The sequence below is a fragment of the Okeania sp. SIO2F4 genome (assembly GCF_010672385.1).
In the GTDB taxonomy this organism is placed as follows: Bacteria; Cyanobacteriota; Cyanobacteriia; order Cyanobacteriales; family Microcoleaceae; genus Trichodesmium.
The window spans coordinates 1-22849 of record NZ_JAAHGT010000046.1; the positions used below are offsets into that span (position 1 = coordinate 1).

Here is a 22849-nt window from a genome sequence, read left to right on the forward strand (position 1 = left end):
CTCACTGGGACCATATTCAAGGTTTCCCATTTTTTGTGCCTGCATTTGTACCAATTAATAAATTTCACATATATGGGGCAATAGCACCTGATGGTACTACAATTAAGGAAGCTTTATCCGATCAAATGGTAAATCCTAACTTTCCTATTCCTTTACAGGTAATGGGTTCGGAGATAAAGTTTTATGACTTTAGAAATGGAGATGTGATTAAGGTTGATGATATTGAGATTGAAACAGCTCCTCTAAATCACCCAAATTTTGCCGTTGGATATCGAGTTTCTTGGGAGGGTAAAACTGTAGTTTATTGTCCAGATACAGAACATTATGAAGACCGCTTTGATGAAAATGTACTTCATCTAGCTCGTAAGGCTGATTTACTAATCTATGATGCTACCTACACAAATGAAGAATACCACGATGTCAAATCTCCGAAAATCGGTTGGGGACATTCTACTTGGGAGGTAGGGGTAGAAATAGCAAAAAAGGCAGGAGTGAAACAAATAGCAATGTTTCAACACGATCCTGGTCATAATGATGATTTATTGGATGAAGTTCAGGTCTCTCTCCAATCAATATTTCCTAATGGGTTAGTAGCAAAAGAAGGTATGACAATTCCTATTGTTTAGTTAGTCTGGTTAAAAATATCGAAAGAACTATAGCACAGAGATTATATTCATGTCAAGAGCTAATCTCAGAAATAGGCGTAGACAAAGACCATCTCTTTTTTTGCTGTTACTACTGATATTTTTGTGGAGTACGAGTTGTGGTTGGGTTATGGCAAAAATTTCTACTGCAACGACTATTTCACAAATTGATTCTGAATTAATTAGCAATGTTGATGTGGTTCCCCAACGTTATCGGTTAGGACTATCATTGTACTTAGAGAATTGTGCTAGTTGTCATGTTGCAGTACCACCTCAAGTCCTCCCTACAGAAAGTTGGCAAATAATTCTCCGAGATTCTCAACATTACGGTGTACAACTCCCTACTCTTATAGATCCACCCCGTCAACTTATTTGGAACTATCTACAAGTTTCTTCTCGTCGCAAATCTCAGCAAGATGAGAGGATACCTTACAGAATTGCTAGTTCTCGTTATTTTAAGGCACTTCATCCAAAAGTCGAACTTCCTCAACAATTAAATATCAAGGGTTGTATTTCTTGTCATCCCAAGGTTAAAAATTTTGACTTTCGGACTCTCAATTCAGAATGGCCAGATTGATGAAGTCAGAAGTCAGAAGTCAGAAGTCAGAAGTTATAATTTAAAAGTTAAAAGTTAAAAGTAATGGAAGTAGAAAAATAGGTTGAAAAACAATAAAAAAACCACCCCTGGGCAAACGTATCTCAATTATGGAAACTTTTGCCTTTAAGTTTGATCGGATTAATAAGTATAAATATTCAAAAGTTTTACTGGAAAATTTAACGTATAAAGTCTCTACAGTCAAAAGAATTTAGAATTCAGAATTGAGAAGTTAAAAGTAATAGAAGTAGGAAGATAGGTTGAAAAACAATAAAAAAACCACTCCTGGGCAAAGGTATCTAGGGTTTGCTGAAAAAGTCTTTTTGTTGAGGCAGGGATTAGGGAGTAGGGAGTAGGGAGTAGTTAAGAATCAGGAGAAATGGGAGTTATAAAGAAGGTGGTCGTTCATAATAGCAAGAGTAATTTTTCTGCCTCGCGTTACTCCAAAATTCTCACTTTTTCAACTCGGTTCAACCGAAAAGCTCGCACTTTTTCAGGATTTAAAATTGCTCAAAACTTTATCTGTAAATACTTTCAGATTTAATCAGCAACCCCTATCTAAAGGATGGAAATTTTTGCCTTTAAGTTTAATCGGATTAATAAGTATAAAGATTCAAATCAAAAGAATTGAGAATTGAGAATTGAGAATTGAGAATTAAGAAGTTAAAAGTAATGGAAGTAGGAAGATAGGTTGAAAAAAATAAAAAAACCACCCCTGGGCAAACATATCTAAATTATGGAAACTTTTGCCTTTAAGTTTGATCGGATTAATAAGTATAAATATTCAAAATTTTTACCGAAAAATTAAGGTATAAAGTCTCTACAGTCAAAAGAATTGAGAATTCAGAATTTAAAAGTAATGGAAGTAGGAAGATAGGTTGAAAAATAATAAAAAACTTACCCCTGGGCAACTGAATAAATAGTCAGCGTTTAAGTATTTATGTTGGTAAATTTATCTTTCTACTCAAACAAACATCACTAATAAATTCTTTCAATTACTCTTATCTTATTCTGTTTCTTATTTTTTTAAATTGCTCTTACTATCTGGACTAACATTCATTGCTCTCAAGTCCTGCAGAACCATCTCCACAGAAGTTTTTGAAAGTCCACTAACTACTATCAGACAGACTGAGTGGAAAAAGTTTTTATTCCGAACCATACCCCTAAGTTTTCTGATCGTAACACCTACCCTCGATCGCCCCAGGTTTTAGACCTGTCAATTTTTGATAAAATAATTGATACCCATTTTTTAACAACTAAATAGTTCTAAACTGACTAAACTCAGATCAGAGGTATATTGACAAAATCAATAAAAAATGGTATTAGAAACAGCTATTTTGACAGTTAATAATTGAAATTTAACTTGGATAACAACTATGTTCAAAAAACTTCTGGGAGACCCCAACGCACGCAAACTCAAGAAATTTCAACCTTGGGTGACAGATATTAATATTCTTGAGGAAGATATTCAAAAGCTTTCAGATGAAGAGCTGAGGGCAAAAACAGGAGAATTTAGACAAGCTCTTGAAAAAGCAAAAACCAAGGATGAAGAAAAAGAAATATTAGAAGAAATTCTACCAGAAGCTTTTGCAGTTGTTCGAGAAGCAGGAAAACGAGTGCTAGGTATGCGACACTTTGATGTCCAACTATTGGGGGGCATCATTTTACATCAAGGCCAAATAGCAGAAATGAAAACTGGGGAGGGTAAAACTCTGGTTTCTACTCTACCAGCATACTTAAATGGTCTAACAGGTAAAGGTGTTCATGTTATTACTGTTAATGACTACCTAGCGAGACGGGATGCGGAATGGATGGGACAAGTGCATCGGTTTCTGGGTTTAAGCGTAGGGTTAATTCAACAGGGTATGAACCCAGAAGAACGGAAAAGAAATTATGCCTGTGATATTACTTATGCTACTAACAGCGAAGTTGGATTTGACTACTTGCGTGATAATATGGCAACTAGCATGGATGAAGTAGTACAACGTCCATTTAATTTTTGCACTATTGACGAAGTTGACTCAGTATTGGTAGATGAGGCACGAACTCCTTTAATTATTTCTGGTCAGGTAGAAAGACCCAGTGAAAAATATATTAAAGCAGCACAAATTGCAGCAGCTTTAAGTAAAGAAAAGGAACATTATGAAGTAGATGAAAAAGCCAGAAATGTTTTATTGAGTGACGAGGGTTTTGCAGAAGCAGAACAATTATTGGGAGTACAAGATTTATATAACCCTGAAGATCCTTGGGCGCATTTTGTGTTTAATGCTTTGAAAGCTAAAGAATTATTTATCAAAGATGTTAACTATATTGTTCGTGATGAGGAAGTAGTTATTGTTGATGAATTTACTGGTAGGGTAATGCCAGGGCGACGTTGGAGTGATGGTTTGCATCAGGCGATCGAGGCAAAGGAAAGGGTGGATATTCAACCAGAAACTCAAACACTGGCAACTATTACTTATCAGAATTTCTTCTTGCTTTATCCGAAATTATCGGGAATGACGGGAACGGCAAAAACAGAAGAAACAGAATTTGAAAAGATTTATAATTTACAAGTAACTATCGTACCTACTAATAGACCAACTGGTAGAAAAGATTTATCAGATGTGGTTTATAAAACAGAAGCAGGAAAATGGAAGTCGATCGCTCAAGAATGTGCAGAAATGCACCAAGAGGGTCGCCCGGTGTTAGTAGGTACAACCAGTGTAGAAAAATCAGAGTTACTATCTAACCTATTAGGTCAACTGAAAGTTCCTCACCAACTGCTGAACGCTAAACCAGAAAATGTAGAGCGCGAATCAGAAATTGTGGCACAAGCAGGTCGTGGCGGTGCGGTGACAATTGCCACGAATATGGCAGGTCGAGGTACAGATATTATTTTGGGTGGAAATGCTGAGTACATGGCAAGGTTGAAACTACGGGAATATCTGATGCCAAGAGTTGTGAAACCAGAAGATGATGATGCTATGGGTATGGTGCGGATACCAGGAGCGAAGAAGTCTAATTCAGCAAAAGGTTTTGGTCCCCAGAAAAAGGTGAAAACTTGGAAGGTTTCGCCTCAAATATTCCCTGTTAAGTTGTCACCACAAACGGAGGGAATGTTGAAATCAGCAGTAGATTTTGCAGTGAAAGAATGGGGGGAGAGAGCGCTGCCAGAATTGGTGGTGGAAGATAAGGTGGCGATCGCTGCGGAAAAAGCTCCGACTCAAGATGCAGTTATTCAAAAGTTGCGGGAAGTTTACAACTTAATTCGCAAAGAATACGAAACTTACACAGATAAGGAACACGATGCAGTAATAGGGTCTGGTGGGTTACACGTTATTGGTACCGAGCGCCACGAGTCACGGCGCATTGATAATCAGTTGCGGGGAAGAGCGGGGAGACAAGGAGACCCTGGATCGACTAGATTTTTCTTGAGTTTGGAAGATAACTTATTGCGGATTTTTGGTGGCGATCGTGTTGCTGGAATGATGCAGGCGTTTGGGGTTGAGGAAGATATGCCAATTGAGTCTGGGTTGTTGACTCGTTCGTTGGAAGGTGCCCAGAAGAAGGTGGAAACATATTATTATGATATGCGGAAGCAGGTGTTTGAGTACGACGAGGTGATGAATAATCAACGTCGGGCGATTTATGCGGAACGCCGACGGGTATTAGAAGGTAGGGATTTGAAGGAACAGGTGATTAAGTATGCGGAGCAAACTATGGATGATATTGTGGAGGCGTATATTAATCCTGAGTTACCTTCAGAAGAGTGGGAGTTGGATAAGTTGGTAGATAAGGTGAAGCAGTTTGTGTATTTGTTGGCAGATTTGACGCCGGAGCAGTTGTTCGATCTGTCGATGGATGACATTAAGACTTTTATGCACGAGCAGGTGAGGAATGCTTATGATATTAAGGAAGCGCAGGTAAATCAGATTCGTGGTGGTTTGATGCGAGATGCGGAACGTTTCTTTATTTTGCAGCAAATTGATACTTTGTGGCGGGAGCATTTGCAGCAGATGGATGCGTTGCGGGAGTCAGTTGGTTTGCGGGGTTATGGTCAGAAAGATCCGTTGATTGAGTATAAGAGCGAGGGTTATGAGTTGTTCTTGGATATGATGACGGATATTCGTCGGAATGTGGTTTATTCGATGTTCCAATTCCAACCGCAACCTGCGGTGCAGACTACTGCAGCGGAGACGGTGTGAACAACCTAACCCCCCAACCCCCTTCCTATCCGCCCTTTGAAAGGGGGGATGAGGGAAGGGGGGGAATATTATGCCTAGTCCAGTAGGGTGTGTTAGCGAAGCGTAACGCACCTTTTTTACGCAAGTGTAACCCACTCCACAGATTAGCTAGTAATCAATTTCTTAAGATAATTTTTTAGTTAATAGTCAGTGGTGCGTTACGGCTAGCGCCTAACGCACCCTACAAAATCTACATTCCGCACTAGGCTGTATACTTCCTCTATTCTATGTCCTAATCGCCCTGGCTATTGCTATAGTATTGGTAAAGCTCCTTGTTTGGCTGGAATTAATTTGTTAGAGTTTCAGCGGGAAATTTCCGAACGGGGTATTTGCATCCATGGGGTATTGAGGAGTTTGAGGAGGATATTCAAACTTTGCAGGAAATGGTTAGGTTATGATTGTTGTCAGCGATACATCACCTATTACTAATTGATCGCCAGTAGTGGTACTTAAACATTTTCTGGTCAAAAAAATGCCTCAAAGCTACTCTAGACAAGGGAATGACGTCGATGCCCTGAAAATGGCTAGAACCCGTGCTCCCAACAGGATTTATACCTTTTTGACGTAAAAGCCTTTACCCATCTCTATTTGAGTCTGTTTTCTGGCTCTATGCATGTTTTCTGAAATTGTATAGCTAATATTAAGAAAAAATATTACTAAAGGTAGATGATGGTAGATTATGGGTGGTGTAATCAATTTGGAGAAAAAGAAATGAAAAAGTTTCTAAGCTGTGTTATGGTTATGTTGTTGTTGTGGGTGAGTCTGGGTGTGGCAGCTCCAGCCTATGCTGCCTCCCAAAGGAAATATAAAAATTGTGTTGAATTAAATTTAGATAAGGAGAATTATAAAATTAAGGACTTTTTGAATTTGGATGGATTTGAAATAGAATGGGAAGGGAAGGTAGAAGTGAAAGAAATGAGTAAAGTAGTAGATGTTTTGTTAGATTGTGCGAAAAATTTGGACATGAAAGATGATGTTATAGTGAATCCTTATGATGATAAATTGGGTTTTGGTACGGATTACGGTATAGATGTGAAAGTGTTGTAATATAAAAGCATCCCCCACTTGCTAATAATATTAGCATCATTAGACTCACCCTGTAGTTAACCCATCATCGCCGCCCCATTTGCTGTAATAAATGTATGAGCAGCCTTTGAGCCAAACCAACTTCCCAACGGGTCTACCTGGTACACCTCTAGGTCTAAGTTCAGTTGTCCAGAAACCCCTTCCCTACCCTTTGGTTTGGCCTTATAACCCTTAGTCATTTTATCCAAAAAGCAACTCCCCCAATTACGGCGGGGAGTTGTTTTTTTCTTTTTGGGAGTGTACCGCTGACTTCAGTTATCAGTTATCAGTACCTCATTATTAACTATTCCTGAAACTAGGGAGTAGAGAAATTAGGAATTTAAGATACTTTCGCTTGATGTCTATAATTATAAAAAACACTCCTGAACTTTACTTATTAACTTAATATAGGAAAATACCATGAAAATTTCAGATCAAAAAAACTCAGTTACACCTCAAATAGGTGGTTATTTAGTCGCTATAGCCCTAAGTACAGGTTTAACTTTAACCGCCATACGCACTTTTCCTAGAGTATTTCTACCTACAGATAATAAGCAAATTACTCAAAATGAGTCTCAGGTATTAGTAAATACGAACACCCCTAGAATAGCAAAAGTCCCCTTGAACGCTGATAGTTTTGTAGCTACTGCAGTTGAGAAAATAGGACCTGCTGTAGTGCGCATAGATACAGAACGTACAGTAGAACGTAATCTACCTAATTTTTTTAACGATCCATTCTTCCGTCGCTTTTTTGGAGAAGACAGTTTTCCTCAGTTTCCTAAAGAGTATCAACAACGCGGACAAGGTTCCGGTTTTATTACTGATAGTAGTGGTACTATTTTGACTAATGCTCATGTTGTTAAAGGTGCAGATACAGTTACAGTAAAGCTAAAAGATGGGCGTAGTTTTGAAGGAGAAGTTAGAGGTCTTGATGAACCTTCCGATCTAGCAGTAATCAAAATTGATGGAGAAAATTTACCTGTTGCACCTTTAGGAAATTCTGAGCAGGTGAAAGTCGGGGATTGGGCGATCGCTGTTGGTAACCCCCTGGGATTAGATAATACAGTCACTTTGGGTATTGTTAGTTCCCTCAATCGCGCCAGTTCCGAAGTTGGTATTCCTGATAAACGCCTTGATTTTATTCAAACTGATGCTGCCATTAACCCTGGTAACTCTGGAGGTCCATTGTTAAATTCCCAGGGAGAAGTGATTGGTATCAATACAGCTATTCGTGCTGATGGGCAAGGTATTGGGTTTGCTATACCTATAGATGAAGCAAAAGTAATTCAAGAAAAGTTAGCTAAAGGTGAGACTATACCTCGTCCTTACATTGGAGTACGGATGATTACTTTGACTCCAGAAATCATTGAAAGATTTAATAAAAATCCTAATTCCTTAATACAACTACCTAACACTGGAGGTGTTTTAATAGCACAGGTAATTCCTAGTAGTCCAGCAGCTAAAAGCGGTTTACGACGTGGGGATGTGATTACAGAAATTGATGGTCAGAAAATTACCACTGCTGAAGAATTACAGAATATAGTTCAGGAAAGTCAAATTGGTAAACCTCTACAAATTACGGTAAGACGTGGTTCAGAAACTCAAACATTTTCTGTGAGTCCAGGAGAATTACAAGATGCTAGTTAATCAAAATTATTGATTAATTTCTTAATTATCATTGAGTTACTTTTCAGGAAAGATAGTATAGCACTACTTGAATCGGGAATAGGGAACACTTAACTGGGAACAGCAGACTATCAAAAGATTTGAGGATTTATAAATGTCAAACACCTTAATGCGTAGCGCTATAAATGTAGTAGCGTGTCTAGCTTAAAAATGTGGGTAACTTTGAGCACCTTGGAAGACTTCTTCCCCGACCCCTCTCCTACAAGGAGAGGGGAGAATATTCCCCCCCAACGCTAGCACTTAAGGGGGTCGGGGGGTTAGGTTTTTTTTACCCACAATTTTAGTCTAGACACGCTACTACTAGACTATAACTCTGTTTATTTGATAAAAAAAGCCCCTCTAGTCAATTGACTGAGGGATTGATCTGATTTTTGAGATGAAATGTTTGGTAATTGAATTGATTGGATTCACTATTGAAGTTTAGACTCATAAGAAACTAGACATTAATAGTGCTATTGTTAGTTGGTTTCTACTTTTTGATTTTGCGTTTCAATGCTGAACCCAAACCTAAAGTAGTTAAAGCTAATAAACCAACAGTGGAACTAGGTTCAGGTATAGTGGTTTGGGTTCCATGAGGTTGATCCCATACAATACCGTTAACAATAAACGGATCTTCACCCATAGTGCTACCTGCTATCCGTTCATTTCCTAAACCTATAAACCACTCACCTACTGTAACTCCTTCACCAGATGGATCGGGAGCGTTAGTGATAACTTCAGGCATCCAGTCAAAATCACCATTATCAACAAAGTAATTTTTGTTGTCTTCTAAAGCTTTAGTAGCTGCGACATCAATAATCAAGTTACTTGCCATATTAGTCATGGTTGGCAAATAATAAGTGAATTCCCCAGGACCGTCTGGTTGGATACCAGCAACAATTATGTTGAAGTGAGCGTTTGGTTTATCAGGGTTAGTGGCATTGAAAAAACCACTTAGCTTAAGTACCTCAATGTCATCTGGTACATCATCGAAGAGAACATGAACAGAAGTATCCCCAATAGTCGCGTCATGTACTACAGGTTGATTGATAAATTGAACACCATTGGGATTATTAAATGAATACCCAGTCGCACTTTCCAAATTGAATTGACCCTCCAAAATATCCATTCCATCAAGATTTAATTCGTCTGGAGGTTGAATATTAAGTTGAAAACTCCAAGCAGGAAGACTAATTCCAGCAACAGCTATTGATAATATCGAAGCACTTGTTAGTGTTTTTAAGGCAGAATTTTTCATCTTTGACTTTGTTCCTTAAATGTAATTTAATTATTTTGGGAAACCTCACTCACATAAAATTGGTATAAGTTAGTTTGGCATCCCATCTATCATTAGAATTACACAAAAATCCCAGCCCGATCGCTCACTTTTCTGCTCACCTATCCGTTCATTTACCTGTTCAAAATGTTCATTTACCTATTCAAAATGTTCATTTCTTTGTATAAACTTTTTTAGCTTTGAAAATTCATCCTTGTGAGCAATAATTCTGATTGGACCCACAAAATAGTATAGAAAAAATAGTGATTTTGGTAATGGCAGAAACTCCCGATCTTTTGCACTAGGCACAACAGAAAAGCAAATGATATTACCGAATAATTAAGGTTTAAAGCCTCTCCTAATTAGGAGAAACAAGCGGTCGTTTGCGGAGCATGACCTAGGATGGGATGGATGGGTTACCGGCGCCATATCCAATCTCCCCTTGAGAAGAAAAAATTTTCATGATTAGTCAATCCTCTCCTTTATAAAGAGTTAATATTTTATTTAAGAATATCTAGTATAATGCTTAAAATTTGGTATCAAAACTAAGTTAGATCGGATTCGATAGTAACCAAAACACACAATAATAATGCTTCCGTCCATTCAACCACAGCGCCGTAAGTATCGCCAGTATGACCGCCCAAACAATGGTTAAACCAAGCACCTGTCAGTAGAGCGATCGCTATTCCTCCTATTGCCATTCCAGAAGCTACTAACCAATTTTGAGGATCTAATAAAATCAGAATTCCACTCAGACTCAGCAATAAAAGTACCCCTAGTAAAAAATCCCAAATAGAATATTTTGCCTTTTTGTGAAATGCTCCTTTTCCAGTAGGTTTGAGATAGGGATAACGAGCGATCGCTACTAACTGACCCCATCTTCCCCAACCTGCTACTCCCATTAATATTAAGAAGCGATCGCTATCTAAATCTGTTAAAGCTGTAATTTTTAGTAATAGTAGAGCGATCGCTGCCATTGCACCAAAAGCTCCTGTAGCACTATCTGCCATAACTTCCAGTCTTCGTTTTTGGTCTGGTACTGCTAACCCATCAGCAGTATCCATCACTCCATCCAAGTGTAAACCACCAGTTAAAGCAATTCCAGATATAATCACTACAGTCGATCTAGTAAGTACAGGCATCCCTAAAGACTGTAACCCTATATCTACTAAACCCTGAATAACTCCAATTATCAATCCGATCAATGGAGCAAAACGAGCAATACCGTGAAAATCTAAATTCCAATCATGGGGAATTGGTATACAAGTGTAAAAAGCAATTCCAGCACTGAGCTTTGCCAGAATTTTCCTAATTAGTTGTATCAATATTTACCACCAAAACTTTTTTTTTGAGAAATAGGATAAACAGTAGGGACGTTCCATGAAACGTCTCTACCAGAATATTTTATTTATAACTAATTATCCAAACACGATATGAGTTGACAAAATAAATTTTATATGGTATATAATCTTTTGAAGAGTTTTAAAATTAAATTTAATAATCGCTCCAAAAATTAAAGAATGGTGCTAAAGGAGATATTATTGGTTCATATTCAGAGAAACTGTGCCAGAATTGGAATAGAAACAGCACTATCTCGTAACTAAGAACAAAAAAAAATTGTTCTGATAACTGTCTACCAAATCAGAGGCTTTTGCTATATGAGTTCCAATAATTCTAACCACAGGGTATCAGCACCTTGCATAATTGACAATGGTATTCTTGTCAACAAACGTGATATGCAAAGACTGTTGATAGATTTAGGCAGAGTCCGCTATATCCATACTCAAGATGGCCAAATTCAAAGCCAAGGAGAAGGATATATACTAGAAGTATTTGCGGATCATCAAAGGTCAACCTTAGTAGCCAATCACTCAATATATTTGAATGTATTTAGTTTTGACTACCTAGAACTTGGGAAGTCCTCATGTGAAGAAACATATTTTGATTTAGTTAACGAAGGACGACACTTAAGACTAATCCCCCTGTCAAATCCCATGCAAGAAGAAACTAGCAGAAATATTAATGCTGCCGCTTTTGATGCAGTGATGGATCAAGTTTTGTCATCTAATTGGGATGTTCAGGTGGATGATGATGATTGTCCATTTTAAGTTGAAAGGAAAAAGAAAAAATAGGGGATAGACACAGAAAATATAAACTTTTGTAATTCTAGAGAAAACAGGTAAAATGTTTGAATCGTCAAAAGTTATATCAATTTACTTTAAAGATGTCACAAATAGTTTCAAACTTTAAATGTGAAATAATTCCCTGGAATTAGTGAACGAGTCAAAGTTTTGAGTCTATAAAATCTTAATGCATGAATGCATGACTATCTTATGGAGTATTCCCTTCTTTCTTTGTGTCAGCGACGTGGAGTATCGGCAGTTTTGACTTCTGTAAAATCGTATCACAGCAATACGCAAATAGGGCACTGACATTGATAAATGCTCAAACTGAGTTAGGGATAACTTCTGACTTGTGACTTATGACTTCTGATTTCTGACCTATGACTTGCGCGTAGCGCTATACTATCCCATGTCCCAAAGCTTTTCCTTTAATTCTCAGGCTCTTTGTAGCTATACAAAAGCTCGTGCTGGTGTTTTTTCGACTCCTCATGGCAATATAGATACACCTAGGTTTATGCCTGTGGGGACTTTGGCCAATGTGAAAACTCTCACACCTGCTCAGTTAGAGGCAGCGGGTGCGCAGATGATATTGGCAAATACTTATCATCTTCATTTGCAACCGGGAGAAAGTATTGTCGCTGGTGCTGGTGGGTTACATAAATTTATGGCTTGGAATGGGCCAATATTAACTGACTCTGGAGGTTTCCAGGTATTTAGCTTGGGAGACATCCGAACTATTAGCGAAGCAGGTGTTAAGTTTCGCTCTCCTCGTGATGGTAGTATGATTGATTTGACTCCAGAACGTTCCATCCAAATTCAGAATGAATTGGGAGCGGACGTGATTATGGCTTTTGATGAGTGTCCCCCTTACCCAGCGAGTCGGGAAGAGGTTGAGTTGGCAACAAATCGTACTTATCGATGGTTGCAGCGTTGTATGGAGGCTCATCAACGTCAGGATCAAGCTTTGTTTGGTATTGTTCAAGGTGGTGTTTATGGGGATCTGCGTTCTAGAGCTGCGAGGCAGTTGGTAGATTTGGATTTGCCTGGTTATGCTATTGGTGGAGTAAGTGTGGGAGAACCTGGTGAGTTAATAGATGATATTGTGAAAGTGACAACTCCTTTATTACCGGAGGATAAACCTCGTTATTTGATGGGGGTTGGTACTCATAGGGAAATGGTGCGCGCGATCGCTTCGGGTATAGATTTATTTGACTGTGTAATTCCGACTCGTTTGGGGCGACATGGAGCAGCATTGGTTAAGGGTGAGCGATGGAATTTGAAGAATGCTAAGTTTAGAGAAGATTTTAGGCCACTAGATGAGTCTTGTCCTTGTTATTGTTGTCAAAATTTTAGTCGCGCTTATCTTGCTCATTTGGTTAGAGCAAAGGAAGCTTTGGGTTTTACTCTTTTGTCTCTGCATAATGTTACAGAATTGATTCGTTTTACTCAACGTATTCGGGATGCTATTTTAGGCGATCGCTTTACCACTGAGTTTGCTAGTTGGTTGTGAAAAAGAAGAAGGAAAAAGGAAGAAATTTTTGTAGGGTGCGTATTTGCTGCTAAAATTTAGAGCGTAGGTTGGGTTGAGGAACGAAACCCAACAATATGATTTAAGTTTCACCTTAGTATAGCATTGTTTTTTCAAATTGGTTTAATACCTGAATTATCAATTATGAATTTACAAGTTATCAATTATGAATTTGCAAGATATTATCAATTCACTCGAAATTTTATCTCAAGAAGAACGATCTATTTTATTTGAGATTTTGCGGGATAGGCAAAAACAAAAAAATCAGGATTTTATGGTGCGTTCATTACGAGGAAAGTATTCTCATATTGCAACGAGTAGTTATGAATTTGCCCTTATAAAACAAAAATAAATTGATGATTAGAATAATGCATGATGAATATTAGACTTCTTGCAGAAGTCCGGGAATAGGGAATAGGGAATAGGGAATAGGGGGGATGAAGTTGTTGATTCTATATCTCTAAATTGATTTAATTAAAACTTTTACAAGAGGTCTATTGTTTTAGATGCTTATACTGTTAAAATTATTGGATAAATTTCCTCTATTTTTAGGATTTTAGGAATAAAGATTAAATGAAGTTACTGGTTAAAAATTTCGGTCCGATTAGAAACAATACTCAGACTATTGATTTGTCTAAAAAGTTTTACGTTTTTGTTGGTCATAATAATAGTGGAAAAACTTATTTATCTCAACTATTATGGGCAGTTTTTAATCAAGATATAATCAATAAATTTTCTCGTTCTGTTTCACTAGAAAAATTTACATTTGACATTCAGAATGAGATTAATGTTTCTGAGGATTTGGTTAATAATATTTTGTCAGAGTATCAGATATTTCTCAAAAAAGAAGTCAATAATATATTTAATATTCAATCTACATCTTTTGCTTCTGACATAGATATATCATTTGAATTAAATGGGTTAGAGGAATTCAAAAAACGTGAATATCAACAAAATTTTAATTTTAGTGCTGGAGATTATAAAGACGTAAATTATTTGGTTATGAATAAGCCCAAAAACTCTTTATCAATAACTATTGAACAAAAAACTTTACCTGAAGATTTGTTTGATTCGGTTCCTCAAAAGTTTTTGGAGGAAAATATAAATCCAAATGTCAAGAGAATGTTCCTTGGGCAAATAATGAATATGTTGCTAAACGATGAGAATCAAACATTCTTTTTACCTGCAAGCCGTCAATTTTATCCAACTTTTTATAAGTATATATATGATATAGATAGAAAAAGACGTGAAGAAGGTGCAAAAAAACTTGTTGACTTAGTTGAGGAAAATTTGAGAACTAAGAGGAAGCAAATAAGTGCGGACGTTATCCAATCTCTTAATATTTTAAAAAAATATTACACTGAACCGATGAATTATGTATTTGAAAAACTTTATTCTCTGAATCAAAATGCAGAAATAGTTCCATATTATCAAAATCTAATAGAGCAACTCATAGAAATAATGGGAGGCAATATAGTCTTCAAAAGTTTAGAGGGAATATCTCCAATAGAATTTTATTTTAGGTTTGGAAAAGAAGAGCAAGATTTACCTATGTACTTAACTTCTTCCTCCGTAAATCAATTAACTTTGCTTTACCTATATTTCAAATATTGGGCTGCTGAAAAGAATAATTTCCTCATTATCGACGAACCAGAAGAAAATCTACATCCGGAAAACCAAGTTAAATTAGTCGATCTATTAATTCAGTTTGCCCATAAAAATAATAAAGTATTAATTACAACTCATAGTCCGCTGCTTGCTAATGCTGTTAATAATTACATCTATCTTGATGTGCTGAAAAATGAATATAGCAGTGATTTTGTCGATAAAATAGTCGCGGAAAATAACCTCAAATATATCTACAATGACAACTCTCTCTCAAAAGATGATATTGGGGTTTACTTTTTCGAGGGTAGCAGAATAATTGACTATGAAGCTGATGAATATGGAGTTTATTTTAGAAACTTTCGAGAAATAATAGATTCTCTCGATAAAACTAGGAAAGTATTAACTGACTATATCTATCTCAAAGAAACTGAAGATGAGTAAGAAAAGAAATAAGTTTTTGATTATTAATGAGGAGAATTTCAAAGACGCTTTTTTACTTAGAAATGAATTTCATAGTGCTTTAGCAAAAGAGAAATTAGTTGAAGAGATATTGTTAGTAGATAATGAGTTTATAGAAATAAGAGAGGAAAGAGAAAAAACTCCTAGTTTGAAGCTGGTCAAGATAACAGAGTTAAGTTATGTAGATCAAAAATCAAAGGTAGAAAAAATTTGGAGAGTAAATCTAGAGAAACAAATTCCTGGAATCTCAACAAGTGGCAAGACTACAGAGGTAGCATTGTTGGTTTTGCAGAAATATTTAGAGAGTGATACTTATAGATTAAATATTATTCTTATTGAGCTTAAATCATCTCTCCAATCTAGGAAAACAAAGTCAGGAAAAATACTTAGTAGTTCCTTAGAGGAAATACAAGAAAAGTTTTGGGATACGATGAACAGAATGTATATGTTGTTGACATTAAATAACCATGGCAATGAGAATAGAAGTTACAGTCATGCTTCTATTCATATTGATTTTAAAGCAGGAGTTTTTTTAATAGAAATGAAATTAAAGAATATGATATTGAAAATGAACAAATTTTTTACGATATTTTCAAAGGAAAAAGAGATTTATTAACCTCCTCAACTATACTTAGACTTAGCGATAACGACAAAATCAAAGTCAAATTTTTTAGAGGTATGGATGATCGAGGAAGTATTACTATAAAAATGGAAGATTTACTTTTCTAAAGATTTGGGAGGAGCGGTACGTTACATTTCATGCTTCGCACCCTACTGGACTGTTTCTAAATTACCGAAGAATTAATAATTCAATAATTCAATAATTCAATAATTCACCCTTTAAAGTCTCCCCTTTCAAGGGGAAAAAGCGGTCGAGGGATGCTGAGGAAACCTAGCCATATCCAATCGACCAAGACAGCGGTCGTTTCGCTTCGCGACATGAATTGCTCGCAGTCCGTTAGGATGGGATGCTGAGGAAACCTAGCCATATCCAATCTCCCCTCGAGAAATAAATTTTTTCCTTTTATTCAATCCAATCCGTTTTAGGGAGAGGTAATTATCAATTATCCATTATCCATTATTGAATCTGATATTTTAACTCCAACTTGCACCTTCACTTCAACTGGTTGCTGTTGAGACTGTTTCAATAATTTGCCTGTAGTGGTATTGGAAACAGTTTCTTGTTTTGAACTGCTAAATTTCAGCTTCTGAGCTAATACATCCCGTTGATTAATCAGATAAATACTAACTAAAGTTAAACCTACTCCTACTGACTGTAGGGAACTCAAAACTTCCCCTAAAAAGAAATTGCCAAACAACAAAGCAAAAATCGGAGTTAGAAAAGTTAAAGCACTTAAACTCGTAAGATTTCCAGAAGAAGCAAAATAAAAGAATAAACCATAGGCGATCGCGCTGCCGAAAATAGCTGCATAACCCATAGCTATCCAACCATATTGATCGATATTAATCCACTGTTGAGACTCAAACCCTGCGGAAAGAGCAAGTAATGGAACACCACCTAAAATTAAATGCCAACCAGTTGCCATAACTGGGTCATTATATTTGCAAACCCAACGCACTAATACTGTTCCGACTGCCATAGACAGAGATGCTAATAACATTAACCATTCTCCACTTTGAAACAGTGCATCTATTCCCAGAGATACTTCTATTGTTTCTGGATGCAGCAAACTCCCGATCCATTCATCAGGTAAACCAATTAAACTAATACCAATAACACCAATACCTAATCCTAGCCAACCCCAAAATCTAATTCTCTCTTGAAATAGCCACAATGATAAAATAGCTACTGCTAGAGGTTGGGAGTCAATCATCACCGACCCCAAACCTGCACCTGTTCTGACTAACCCTTGAGCCAAAAACCCCTGAAACAAAGCACCATCTACTAAGGCAAATAATAAAATCCACAACCAAGCTAATTTACGTTGTGGTTGAGGTCTTCCCTGAATCATTCCTACCAGTAACAATAATATACCTGCTGGCAATATACGCATTGCTGCGATAAAAAATGGTGTTGTCTGAGGAATAACACCTTTCATTGCTACCATTGCAGTTCCCCAGAAGAAAAAGGGAGCAATAAGTAACAGTGGTGCAAAGGGGAGTTTTGAGTTAGTCAGTTTTAGCTGCATAAATTTATAGATTGGTACTATACTAAATTAGTTAAATTTTTTTTACACATTGTAACATTTTTTGACAAAAATGTGTATCATTATAAATTTGGTAAATCATAAAGTAAAATATAGTAAAATGTCAAAATATTCATCAATATTATTTTAGTTGACAATCTGACTTTAATATGTTAAGTGCTAAAAAGTCTATTACTTTTATATTTTGACCAAGAAATGAGGTCTCACCCCTTTTAAAGTGATAAAAAAATCAAATTCAGTATTTCAACCCTCTGGTTTCAGCGCTTGGTACTGATAACTGTTAACTGATAACTGATAACTGAAATAGAAACAGCATGATTTGGCCATTTAAGCCCCGATATCGTAAACAAATTGCCCGAATAGAAATTAATGGTGTCATTGCCAGCGACACCCGGAAACGAGTATTAGAAGCACTCAAAACAGTAGAAGAAAGAAAATTTCCCGCTCTGTTACTTAGGATAGATAGTCCTGGAGGTACTGTAGCTGACTCTCAAGAAATCTACAGTGCTCTGAAAAGGTTGCAAGAGAAAGTCAAAATTGTCGCTAGCTTCGGCAATATTTCAGCCTCCGGTGGTGTTTATATTGGCATGGGTGCCCAAAATATTATGTCCAATCCTGGGACGATTACTGGTAGTATTGGGGTAATTTTGCGAGGCAACAATATAGAACGTCTTTTGGAAAGAGTAGGAGTTTCCTTTAAAGTAGTAAAATCTGGGCCGTATAAGGATATATTAGCCTTTGATCGAGAAATGACCGATCCAGAAAAGCAAATTCTTCAAGATTTAATAGATATTAGTTATCAGCAGTTTGTCCAAACGGTAGCCGAAGCACGAAATTTAGCTGTAGAAACTGTGAGAAGTTTTGCAGATGGTCGTATCTTTACTGGACAACAAGCATTAGAGCTAGGTGTGGTAGATCGTTTAGGTACTGAGGAAGATGCGAGAAAATGGGCTTGTAAGCTAGTGGACCTAGACCCAGATAAGACCGAGAGTTGTACTTTAGAAAAACCAAAATCTTTATTAAATCGAGTTTTGGGCAATAATCAGGTATCATCAAAATTATCGGCTGCTCAAAGCTGGGTAGAATTTGAAGTCTCTACCAGTGGTTTACCTTTGTGGCTGTATCAACCTTAAATTTAAGTACAAAACTGTCGATCGGGAGGATTTTGGCGTGGGGTGGCGAGTTCAAGCAATTCGTGGAGCAACTACAGTCTCAGAAAATTCAATAGAGGCAATTCGAGAGGCAGTGACAGAACTGCTAGATGAACTAGAAACCTATAATCAGATAAATCCAGAGCAAATTATTAGTACAACTTTCTCTGTGACTCGCGACTTAGATGCTATTTTTCCAGCAGCGATCGCCCGCCAACGTCCTCACTGGAATAATGTACCTTTATTAGATGTGCAGCAAATGCACGTTGAGGGTAGTTTAGAACGTTGTATCAGATTCTTGATTCATGTGAATATGTCGGAAACTCACGCCCAAAAAATTGTGCACACCTATTTGCGAGGGGCGAAAAATCTGAGACCTGACTGGATAGCTAGATAGCAAAAAGTAGCTCTCTTCTGTAACTTTCAGAGAGAGCGATCGCGACATTTGGCGTTGCATATTTGTGGGATGAATGATAGTTGTCGAAAGAGGGAATATAGAGGGAAGAAAGTATGAAATGTCCAGAATGCCAGTCCAAACATATTCGGATCTAATGGTAAAAGACGTGGGAAGCAAAACCACATTTGTGTCAATTGTGGCCGTCAAGCAAGTATCTCATCCTCAAACTCAACCAGGATGCTGATAACTGATAACTGTATTTACTGTATTTACTGTTTTACCAATTTCTTACTCATTTTACCCAAGCGAATTGACTCAAAGTTGCAGTAGCGACACATATTCAATGGTGCGTTACGACGGATTCCTAAATACCTTTCACAGTCTAAATTTAAGCCGTCTAACGCACCCTACAAATTTTGCTGATACTGATGACTGGTTTAACGTTTCACCAATTTCTTACTCATCTTCCGCAACCGAACTGACTCCGGCGTAATTTCCACCAATTCATCTGGTCCGATATATTCCAACGCCCGCTCTAAACTCATATCTACAGGCGCTTGCAACTGTACCAATTCATCCCCAGTTGCAGATCGATGGTTAGTCAACTGCTTACTTTTGCAAACATTCAAATCCAAATCTTGAGGGCGGTTATGCTCTCCGACAATCATACCTTTATAAACTTTTGTACCAGGGGTAATAAAAAATACTCCACGGTCTTCAGCATTTTTCAAAGCATAAAAAGTTGCCACACCTTCTTCAAATACAATAATTACCCCATTGCGTCGAGCTTCAATTTCACCAACTAACGGACGATAATCTAAGAAACTGTGGTTCATAATACCTTCCCCACGGGTAAGACGCATAAATTCACCCCGGAAACCTATCAAACCACGAGCAGGAATAGAAAAATCTAACTGAGTCCGACCATTTGTACCAACCTGCATATTCTGCATTTCACCTTTGCGCTGACCTATTCTTTCGATGCAACCACCGACCGCATCTTCAGGAACATCCATTACTAAAAGTTCAAATGGTTCGCATGGTTGACCGCTGACTTCCCGGTAAATAACTTGAGGTTGAGCCACCTGAAACTCATAACCTTCTCGACGCATGGTTTCAATCAAAATACCTAAATGCAATTCCCCACGACCAGAAACAGAGAATTTCTCTGGAGAGTCAGTTTCTTCTACTCGTAAAGCAACATTAGTTTCTAACTCTCGCATCAGGCGATCGCGCACTTGTCGAGAAGTTACAAATTTTCCTTCTTTGCCTGCAAATGGAGAGTCATTTACAGAGAAAGTCATTTGTAGAGTAGGTTCGTCTACTTTAATTAAAGGTAGTGCTTGAGGTTCGTTAGGACAGGTAATAGTTTCACCAATATTAGCATCACTAAAACCAGCAACTGCCACAAGATTACCAGCAGCAGCTTCTTCAATATCAATGCGTGCCAAACCTTCAAATCCCATTAATTTTGAGATTTTTGATTTAACAACTGTACCATCTTCTTTCACGATAGCAGCTTGTTGCCCAGATTTAATCACACCGTTGTGGATACGACCTACTACTATTCTGCCCAAATATTCTGAATAGTCGAGAGTTGTCACTTGTAACTGTAGAGGTTTTTCAGGGTCTCCCACTGGTGGGGGAACATGGTCTAAGATGGCATCGAATAAACACTGCATATCTTTTGACTCTGTTTCTAGGTCTTTTTTTGCGTAACCTGCTAAACCAGATGCAAATAGATAAGGAAAGTCGCATTGGTCATCATCTGCACCCAGTTCGATAAATAAGTCGAGAACTTTATCAACAGCAGTGTGGGGGTTAGCTCGGGGACGGTCGATTTTGTTGACGATAACAATGGGCCTTAAACCTTTTTCTAGAGCTTTTTTGAGGACAAAGCGAGTTTGTGGCATTGGGCCTTCATTGGCATCCACAATTAGTAAACAACCGTCCACCATACCGAGGACTCGTTCTACTTCTCCACCAAAGTCAGCGTGACCAGGAGTATCAACGATATTTATCAGAGTATCTCTATATTTGACGGCGGTATTTTTAGATAGGATTGTAATTCCACGTTCCCGTTCTAGGTCGTTGGAGTCCATGACACAATCAGGAACTTCTTCCCCTTCGCGGAAGATACCAGATTGTTTGAGCAGCGAGTCAACTAGGGTAGTTTTGCCATGGTCAACGTGGGCGATGATGGCTACGTTGCGAATAGGAAGAGACATAAGAAGTTTATATTACAGATATTACTGTTAAGTTTCTTTAACTATTGTAGCTGATGGAGGACAAAGATGGGCGATCGGGTTTTTTCCTCATTTCAGGCCCTAAATAAGCGAAAAAAGTGCAACTTTTTGAGCTTGAGAGACCAAAAAGTTAGCATTTTGGTCTCTCAAGTTTAGAAAAACCAAGGGGCAATTTTTGCGACTACCTCCTCTATAATTCCCATTTATCCTGACTCCTAGCTTTACCAAAAGACTTTTTCAGCAAACCCTAATTAAGTATTTATGGTGAATATTTTCCGGATAATTTAACCCATGAGAAAGGTTAATGAAGATAATTTATACTATATACATACCTAGCAAGTCACCGATATTTATACTACTTTTAATATTACAATTTGACCTACGGAATGTGAGTAATAAGTTCTGGTTCTAAAGGTCAGATTAATTTCGGCATTCATCAACAAAGATATTTTATCTAAAATAAATGCTATTTATTATTCAATATTTATTTAATATTTTCAACAATAGTTTTCTCTATTTGCTACATATCTAAAGTATGTTATCATTAAGTTTTTAGTTGACAAATTATCTTTTTTTGATTGTTATCTATGTCTTTACCATCGTCATTAGAACGTATTGTTAAAAAATTTCAACGGGCATCTTCTAATAAATTGCGCTATGAACAACTACTTTGGTATGCCAAAAAGTTACCTGATTTTCCCGAAGCTGAAAAGATACCAGAAAATAAAGTTTATGGTTGTCAATCTCAGGTATATATTACTGCTAACTTAGATGATGGAAAAGTTTGTTATCAAGGAGATTCTGATGCTCAATTAGTTAAAGGTTTAGTTGCTCTATTAATTGATGGTTTGAATGGATTAACACCTCAAGAAATTGCTCAAATAACTCCAGATTTTATTCAAGAAACAGGCTTAAAAGCAAGCTTGACTCCTTCCCGTGCTAATGGTTTTTACAATATTTTTCAACTTATGAAAACTAAGGCTAATTCATACTCAAAATAGCCTATAAAGTTATAGTATTTTACTTGAAATCTGTCACAAATAGTTTCACATATAAGATGTTGTGAAATAATTTCCTAAAATTACTGTAGTGTCAAAGTTTTAAGCCTATAAAATTTAATACATGACTTTTGAGTTCCCCCTAGGGGGATGAGGGGGTTGACTTTTAACTTCCGTGAAACGGTATGAGATTCCGCTTGATGTGGGACTTGTTGGATCTTGAGAAATTTACCCCGAATTACTGGCTTTGCTTGTATGGCGCTACCCGCAAGTCAGAAGTCAGTAGGGTTGATTTGCGTTTACGGAGCATTCCGTAGGAAATCACCCGTACAGAAGCAAGAAGTTAGAAGTCAGAAGTAATCCCTGACTGAGTTTGAGTCTTTATAAATTTATGCTCCCTATTTGCATAGTGCCATATATTTGATTTTTTAGAAGTCTCTAAAGGTTAACAAAATTATAATAAAAGTTTAACAATATTATAATATAAGTGCTCTTTCGGAGACTTTTATGAAGATTTGATGAAGATTTGATAGAAGTTTGATGAAGATTTGATGAAGATGTGAGAAAAAATTGTTTTTTGTCTTGCAATTTCCCACAACATCAAAATAAGATATAAGCACATCAAGCAAATTTTATGAGGTGCTATCTAAAGTCATGGTAAAAAATACTTTGTTCGTTACTGCTGCCACTATCGCTACTA

General features: G+C 37.1%; 18 protein-coding genes and 1 pseudogene. 14 read left to right on the top strand and 5 right to left on the bottom strand.

The genetic code is table 11. From position 1 onward, the window contains the following. From F6K22_RS05200 to F6K22_RS05215, 4 genes are all read left to right on the top strand, one after another. A partial coding sequence (locus F6K22_RS05200; RefSeq protein WP_293094160.1) for an MBL fold metallo-hydrolase occupies positions 1 to 626 on the top strand: 626 nt, incomplete at its 5' end. 49 nt (positions 627 to 675) lie between these two features. Next, entirely contained in the window at positions 676 to 1221 is a 546-nt protein-coding gene (locus F6K22_RS05205; RefSeq protein ID WP_293094163.1) for a diheme cytochrome c, read from the top strand. A 1394-nt stretch (positions 1222 to 2615) separates the two neighbouring features. Next, positions 2616 to 5426 carry a preprotein translocase subunit SecA gene (gene secA / locus F6K22_RS05210; protein ID WP_293094165.1) on the top strand — a complete coding sequence of 937 codons (2811 nt, stop codon included), beginning with the start codon at positions 2616 to 2618 and terminating at the stop codon, positions 5424 to 5426. Between the two features lie 705 nt (positions 5427 to 6131). Next, positions 6132 to 6512, top strand: a complete 381-nt coding sequence (locus F6K22_RS05215) for a hypothetical protein (RefSeq protein WP_293094167.1) — start codon at positions 6132 to 6134, stop codon at positions 6510 to 6512. Between the two features lie 56 nt (positions 6513 to 6568). On the opposite strand, the gene F6K22_RS05220 is transcribed toward F6K22_RS05215, so the two are convergent. Next, positions 6569 to 6730 (bottom strand): hypothetical protein, encoded by a 162-nt coding sequence (locus tag F6K22_RS05220; protein WP_293094170.1) that lies wholly within the window; start codon positions 6728 to 6730, stop codon positions 6569 to 6571. Between the two features lie 220 nt (positions 6731 to 6950). Between F6K22_RS05220 and F6K22_RS05225 the strand changes: the two genes are divergently transcribed. Beyond that, positions 6951 to 8177 (top strand): HhoA/HhoB/HtrA family serine endopeptidase, encoded by a 1227-nt coding sequence (locus tag F6K22_RS05225; protein WP_293094173.1) that lies wholly within the window; start codon positions 6951 to 6953, stop codon positions 8175 to 8177. Positions 8178 to 8685: 508 nt separating this feature from the next. Here F6K22_RS05225 and F6K22_RS05230 read toward each other — a convergent pair. Then, a complete protein-coding gene (locus tag F6K22_RS05230; protein ID WP_293094176.1) occupies positions 8686 to 9453 on the bottom strand; it encodes a PEP-CTERM sorting domain-containing protein in 768 nt (255 codons plus the stop codon). 563 nt (positions 9454 to 10016) lie between these two features. After that, positions 10017 to 10793 carry an adenosylcobinamide-GDP ribazoletransferase gene (gene cobS / locus F6K22_RS05235; protein WP_293094198.1) on the bottom strand — a complete coding sequence of 259 codons (777 nt, stop codon included), beginning with the start codon at positions 10791 to 10793 and terminating at the stop codon, positions 10017 to 10019. Between the two features lie 336 nt (positions 10794 to 11129). Between cobS and F6K22_RS05240 the strand changes: the two genes are divergently transcribed. From F6K22_RS05240 to F6K22_RS05260, 5 genes are all read left to right on the top strand, one after another. Continuing rightward, entirely contained in the window at positions 11130 to 11579 is a 450-nt protein-coding gene (locus F6K22_RS05240; RefSeq protein WP_293094179.1) for a hypothetical protein, read from the top strand. Positions 11580 to 12003: 424 nt separating this feature from the next. Beyond that, a complete protein-coding gene (gene tgt, locus F6K22_RS05245; RefSeq protein ID WP_293094182.1) occupies positions 12004 to 13104 on the top strand; it encodes a tRNA guanosine(34) transglycosylase Tgt in 1101 nt (366 codons plus the stop codon). Positions 13105 to 13288: 184 nt separating this feature from the next. Continuing rightward, complete coding sequence (locus F6K22_RS05250; RefSeq protein ID WP_293094184.1) at positions 13289 to 13474, top strand: hypothetical protein; 186 nt, start codon at positions 13289 to 13291, stop codon at positions 13472 to 13474. 221 nt (positions 13475 to 13695) lie between these two features. Further along, positions 13696 to 15171 carry an AAA family ATPase gene (locus F6K22_RS05255; RefSeq protein WP_293094186.1) on the top strand — a complete coding sequence of 492 codons (1476 nt, stop codon included), beginning with the start codon at positions 13696 to 13698 and terminating at the stop codon, positions 15169 to 15171. Then, entirely contained in the window at positions 15164 to 15805 is a 642-nt protein-coding gene (locus F6K22_RS05260; RefSeq protein ID WP_293094188.1) for a hypothetical protein, read from the top strand. Before F6K22_RS05255 ends, F6K22_RS05260 begins: the two co-directional genes overlap by 8 nt. A gap of 448 nt (positions 15806 to 16253) precedes the next feature. Here F6K22_RS05260 and F6K22_RS05265 read toward each other — a convergent pair whose 3' ends face one another. Next, positions 16254 to 17339, bottom strand: a complete 1086-nt coding sequence (locus tag F6K22_RS05265; protein WP_293094190.1) for a DMT family transporter — start codon at positions 17337 to 17339, stop codon at positions 16254 to 16256. Positions 17340 to 17671: 332 nt separating this feature from the next. Here F6K22_RS05265 and sppA point away from each other — a divergent pair, with 332 nt between their 5' ends. From sppA to F6K22_RS05280, 3 genes and pseudogenes are all read left to right on the top strand, one after another. Then, positions 17672 to 18490: a signal peptide peptidase SppA gene (sppA, locus tag F6K22_RS05270; RefSeq protein WP_293094192.1), complete on the top strand. Its 819-nt coding sequence runs from the start codon at positions 17672 to 17674 to the stop codon at positions 18488 to 18490. Between the two features lie 37 nt (positions 18491 to 18527). Further along, positions 18528 to 18905, top strand: coding sequence for a chorismate mutase (gene aroH / locus F6K22_RS05275; protein WP_293094201.1), 378 nt, complete (start codon positions 18528 to 18530; stop codon positions 18903 to 18905). Positions 18906 to 19018: 113 nt separating this feature from the next. Beyond that, positions 19019 to 19112, top strand: a pseudogene (locus F6K22_RS05280) (transposase-like zinc-binding domain-containing protein); the annotation flags it as partial. 230 nt (positions 19113 to 19342) lie between these two features. On the opposite strand, the gene typA reads toward F6K22_RS05280, so the two are convergent. Further along, entirely contained in the window at positions 19343 to 21133 is a 1791-nt protein-coding gene (gene typA / locus F6K22_RS05285) for a translational GTPase TypA (protein WP_293094194.1), read from the bottom strand. 605 nt (positions 21134 to 21738) lie between these two features. On the opposite strand from typA, the gene F6K22_RS05290 reads away from it, so the two are divergent. Next, positions 21739 to 22152, top strand: a complete 414-nt coding sequence (locus F6K22_RS05290; protein WP_293094196.1) for a SufE family protein — start codon at positions 21739 to 21741, stop codon at positions 22150 to 22152. The last annotated feature ends 697 nt before the right edge of the window (positions 22153 to 22849 follow it).

What these genes read in the sequence shown, in the direction of transcription:
- typA (WP_293094194.1), bottom strand. Translation starts at nt 21,133, where the DNA reads ATGTCTCTTCCTATTCGCAACGTAGCCATCATCGCCCACGTTGACCAT.
- F6K22_RS05215 (WP_293094167.1), top strand. Translation starts at nt 6,132, where the DNA reads ATGATGGTAGATTATGGGTGGTGTAATCAATTTGGAGAAAAAGAAATG.
- F6K22_RS05290 (WP_293094196.1), top strand. Translation starts at nt 21,739, where the DNA reads ATGTCTTTACCATCGTCATTAGAACGTATTGTTAAAAAATTTCAACGG.
- F6K22_RS05255 (WP_293094186.1), top strand. Translation starts at nt 13,696, where the DNA reads ATGAAGTTACTGGTTAAAAATTTCGGTCCGATTAGAAACAATACTCAG.
- F6K22_RS05240 (WP_293094179.1), top strand. Translation starts at nt 11,130, where the DNA reads ATGAGTTCCAATAATTCTAACCACAGGGTATCAGCACCTTGCATAATT.
- F6K22_RS05205 (WP_293094163.1), top strand. Translation starts at nt 676, where the DNA reads ATGTCAAGAGCTAATCTCAGAAATAGGCGTAGACAAAGACCATCTCTT.
- sppA (WP_293094192.1), top strand. Translation starts at nt 17,672, where the DNA reads ATGATTTGGCCATTTAAGCCCCGATATCGTAAACAAATTGCCCGAATA.
- F6K22_RS05225 (WP_293094173.1), top strand. Translation starts at nt 6,951, where the DNA reads ATGAAAATTTCAGATCAAAAAAACTCAGTTACACCTCAAATAGGTGGT.
- F6K22_RS05265 (WP_293094190.1), bottom strand. Translation starts at nt 17,339, where the DNA reads ATGCAGCTAAAACTGACTAACTCAAAACTCCCCTTTGCACCACTGTTA.
- F6K22_RS05250 (WP_293094184.1), top strand. Translation starts at nt 13,289, where the DNA reads ATGAATTTGCAAGATATTATCAATTCACTCGAAATTTTATCTCAAGAA.
- secA (WP_293094165.1), top strand. Translation starts at nt 2,616, where the DNA reads ATGTTCAAAAAACTTCTGGGAGACCCCAACGCACGCAAACTCAAGAAA.
- F6K22_RS05230 (WP_293094176.1), bottom strand. Translation starts at nt 9,453, where the DNA reads ATGAAAAATTCTGCCTTAAAAACACTAACAAGTGCTTCGATATTATCA.
- tgt (WP_293094182.1), top strand. Translation starts at nt 12,004, where the DNA reads ATGTCCCAAAGCTTTTCCTTTAATTCTCAGGCTCTTTGTAGCTATACA.
- F6K22_RS05260 (WP_293094188.1), top strand. Translation starts at nt 15,164, where the DNA reads ATGAGTAAGAAAAGAAATAAGTTTTTGATTATTAATGAGGAGAATTTC.
- F6K22_RS05220 (WP_293094170.1), bottom strand. Translation starts at nt 6,730, where the DNA reads ATGACTAAGGGTTATAAGGCCAAACCAAAGGGTAGGGAAGGGGTTTCT.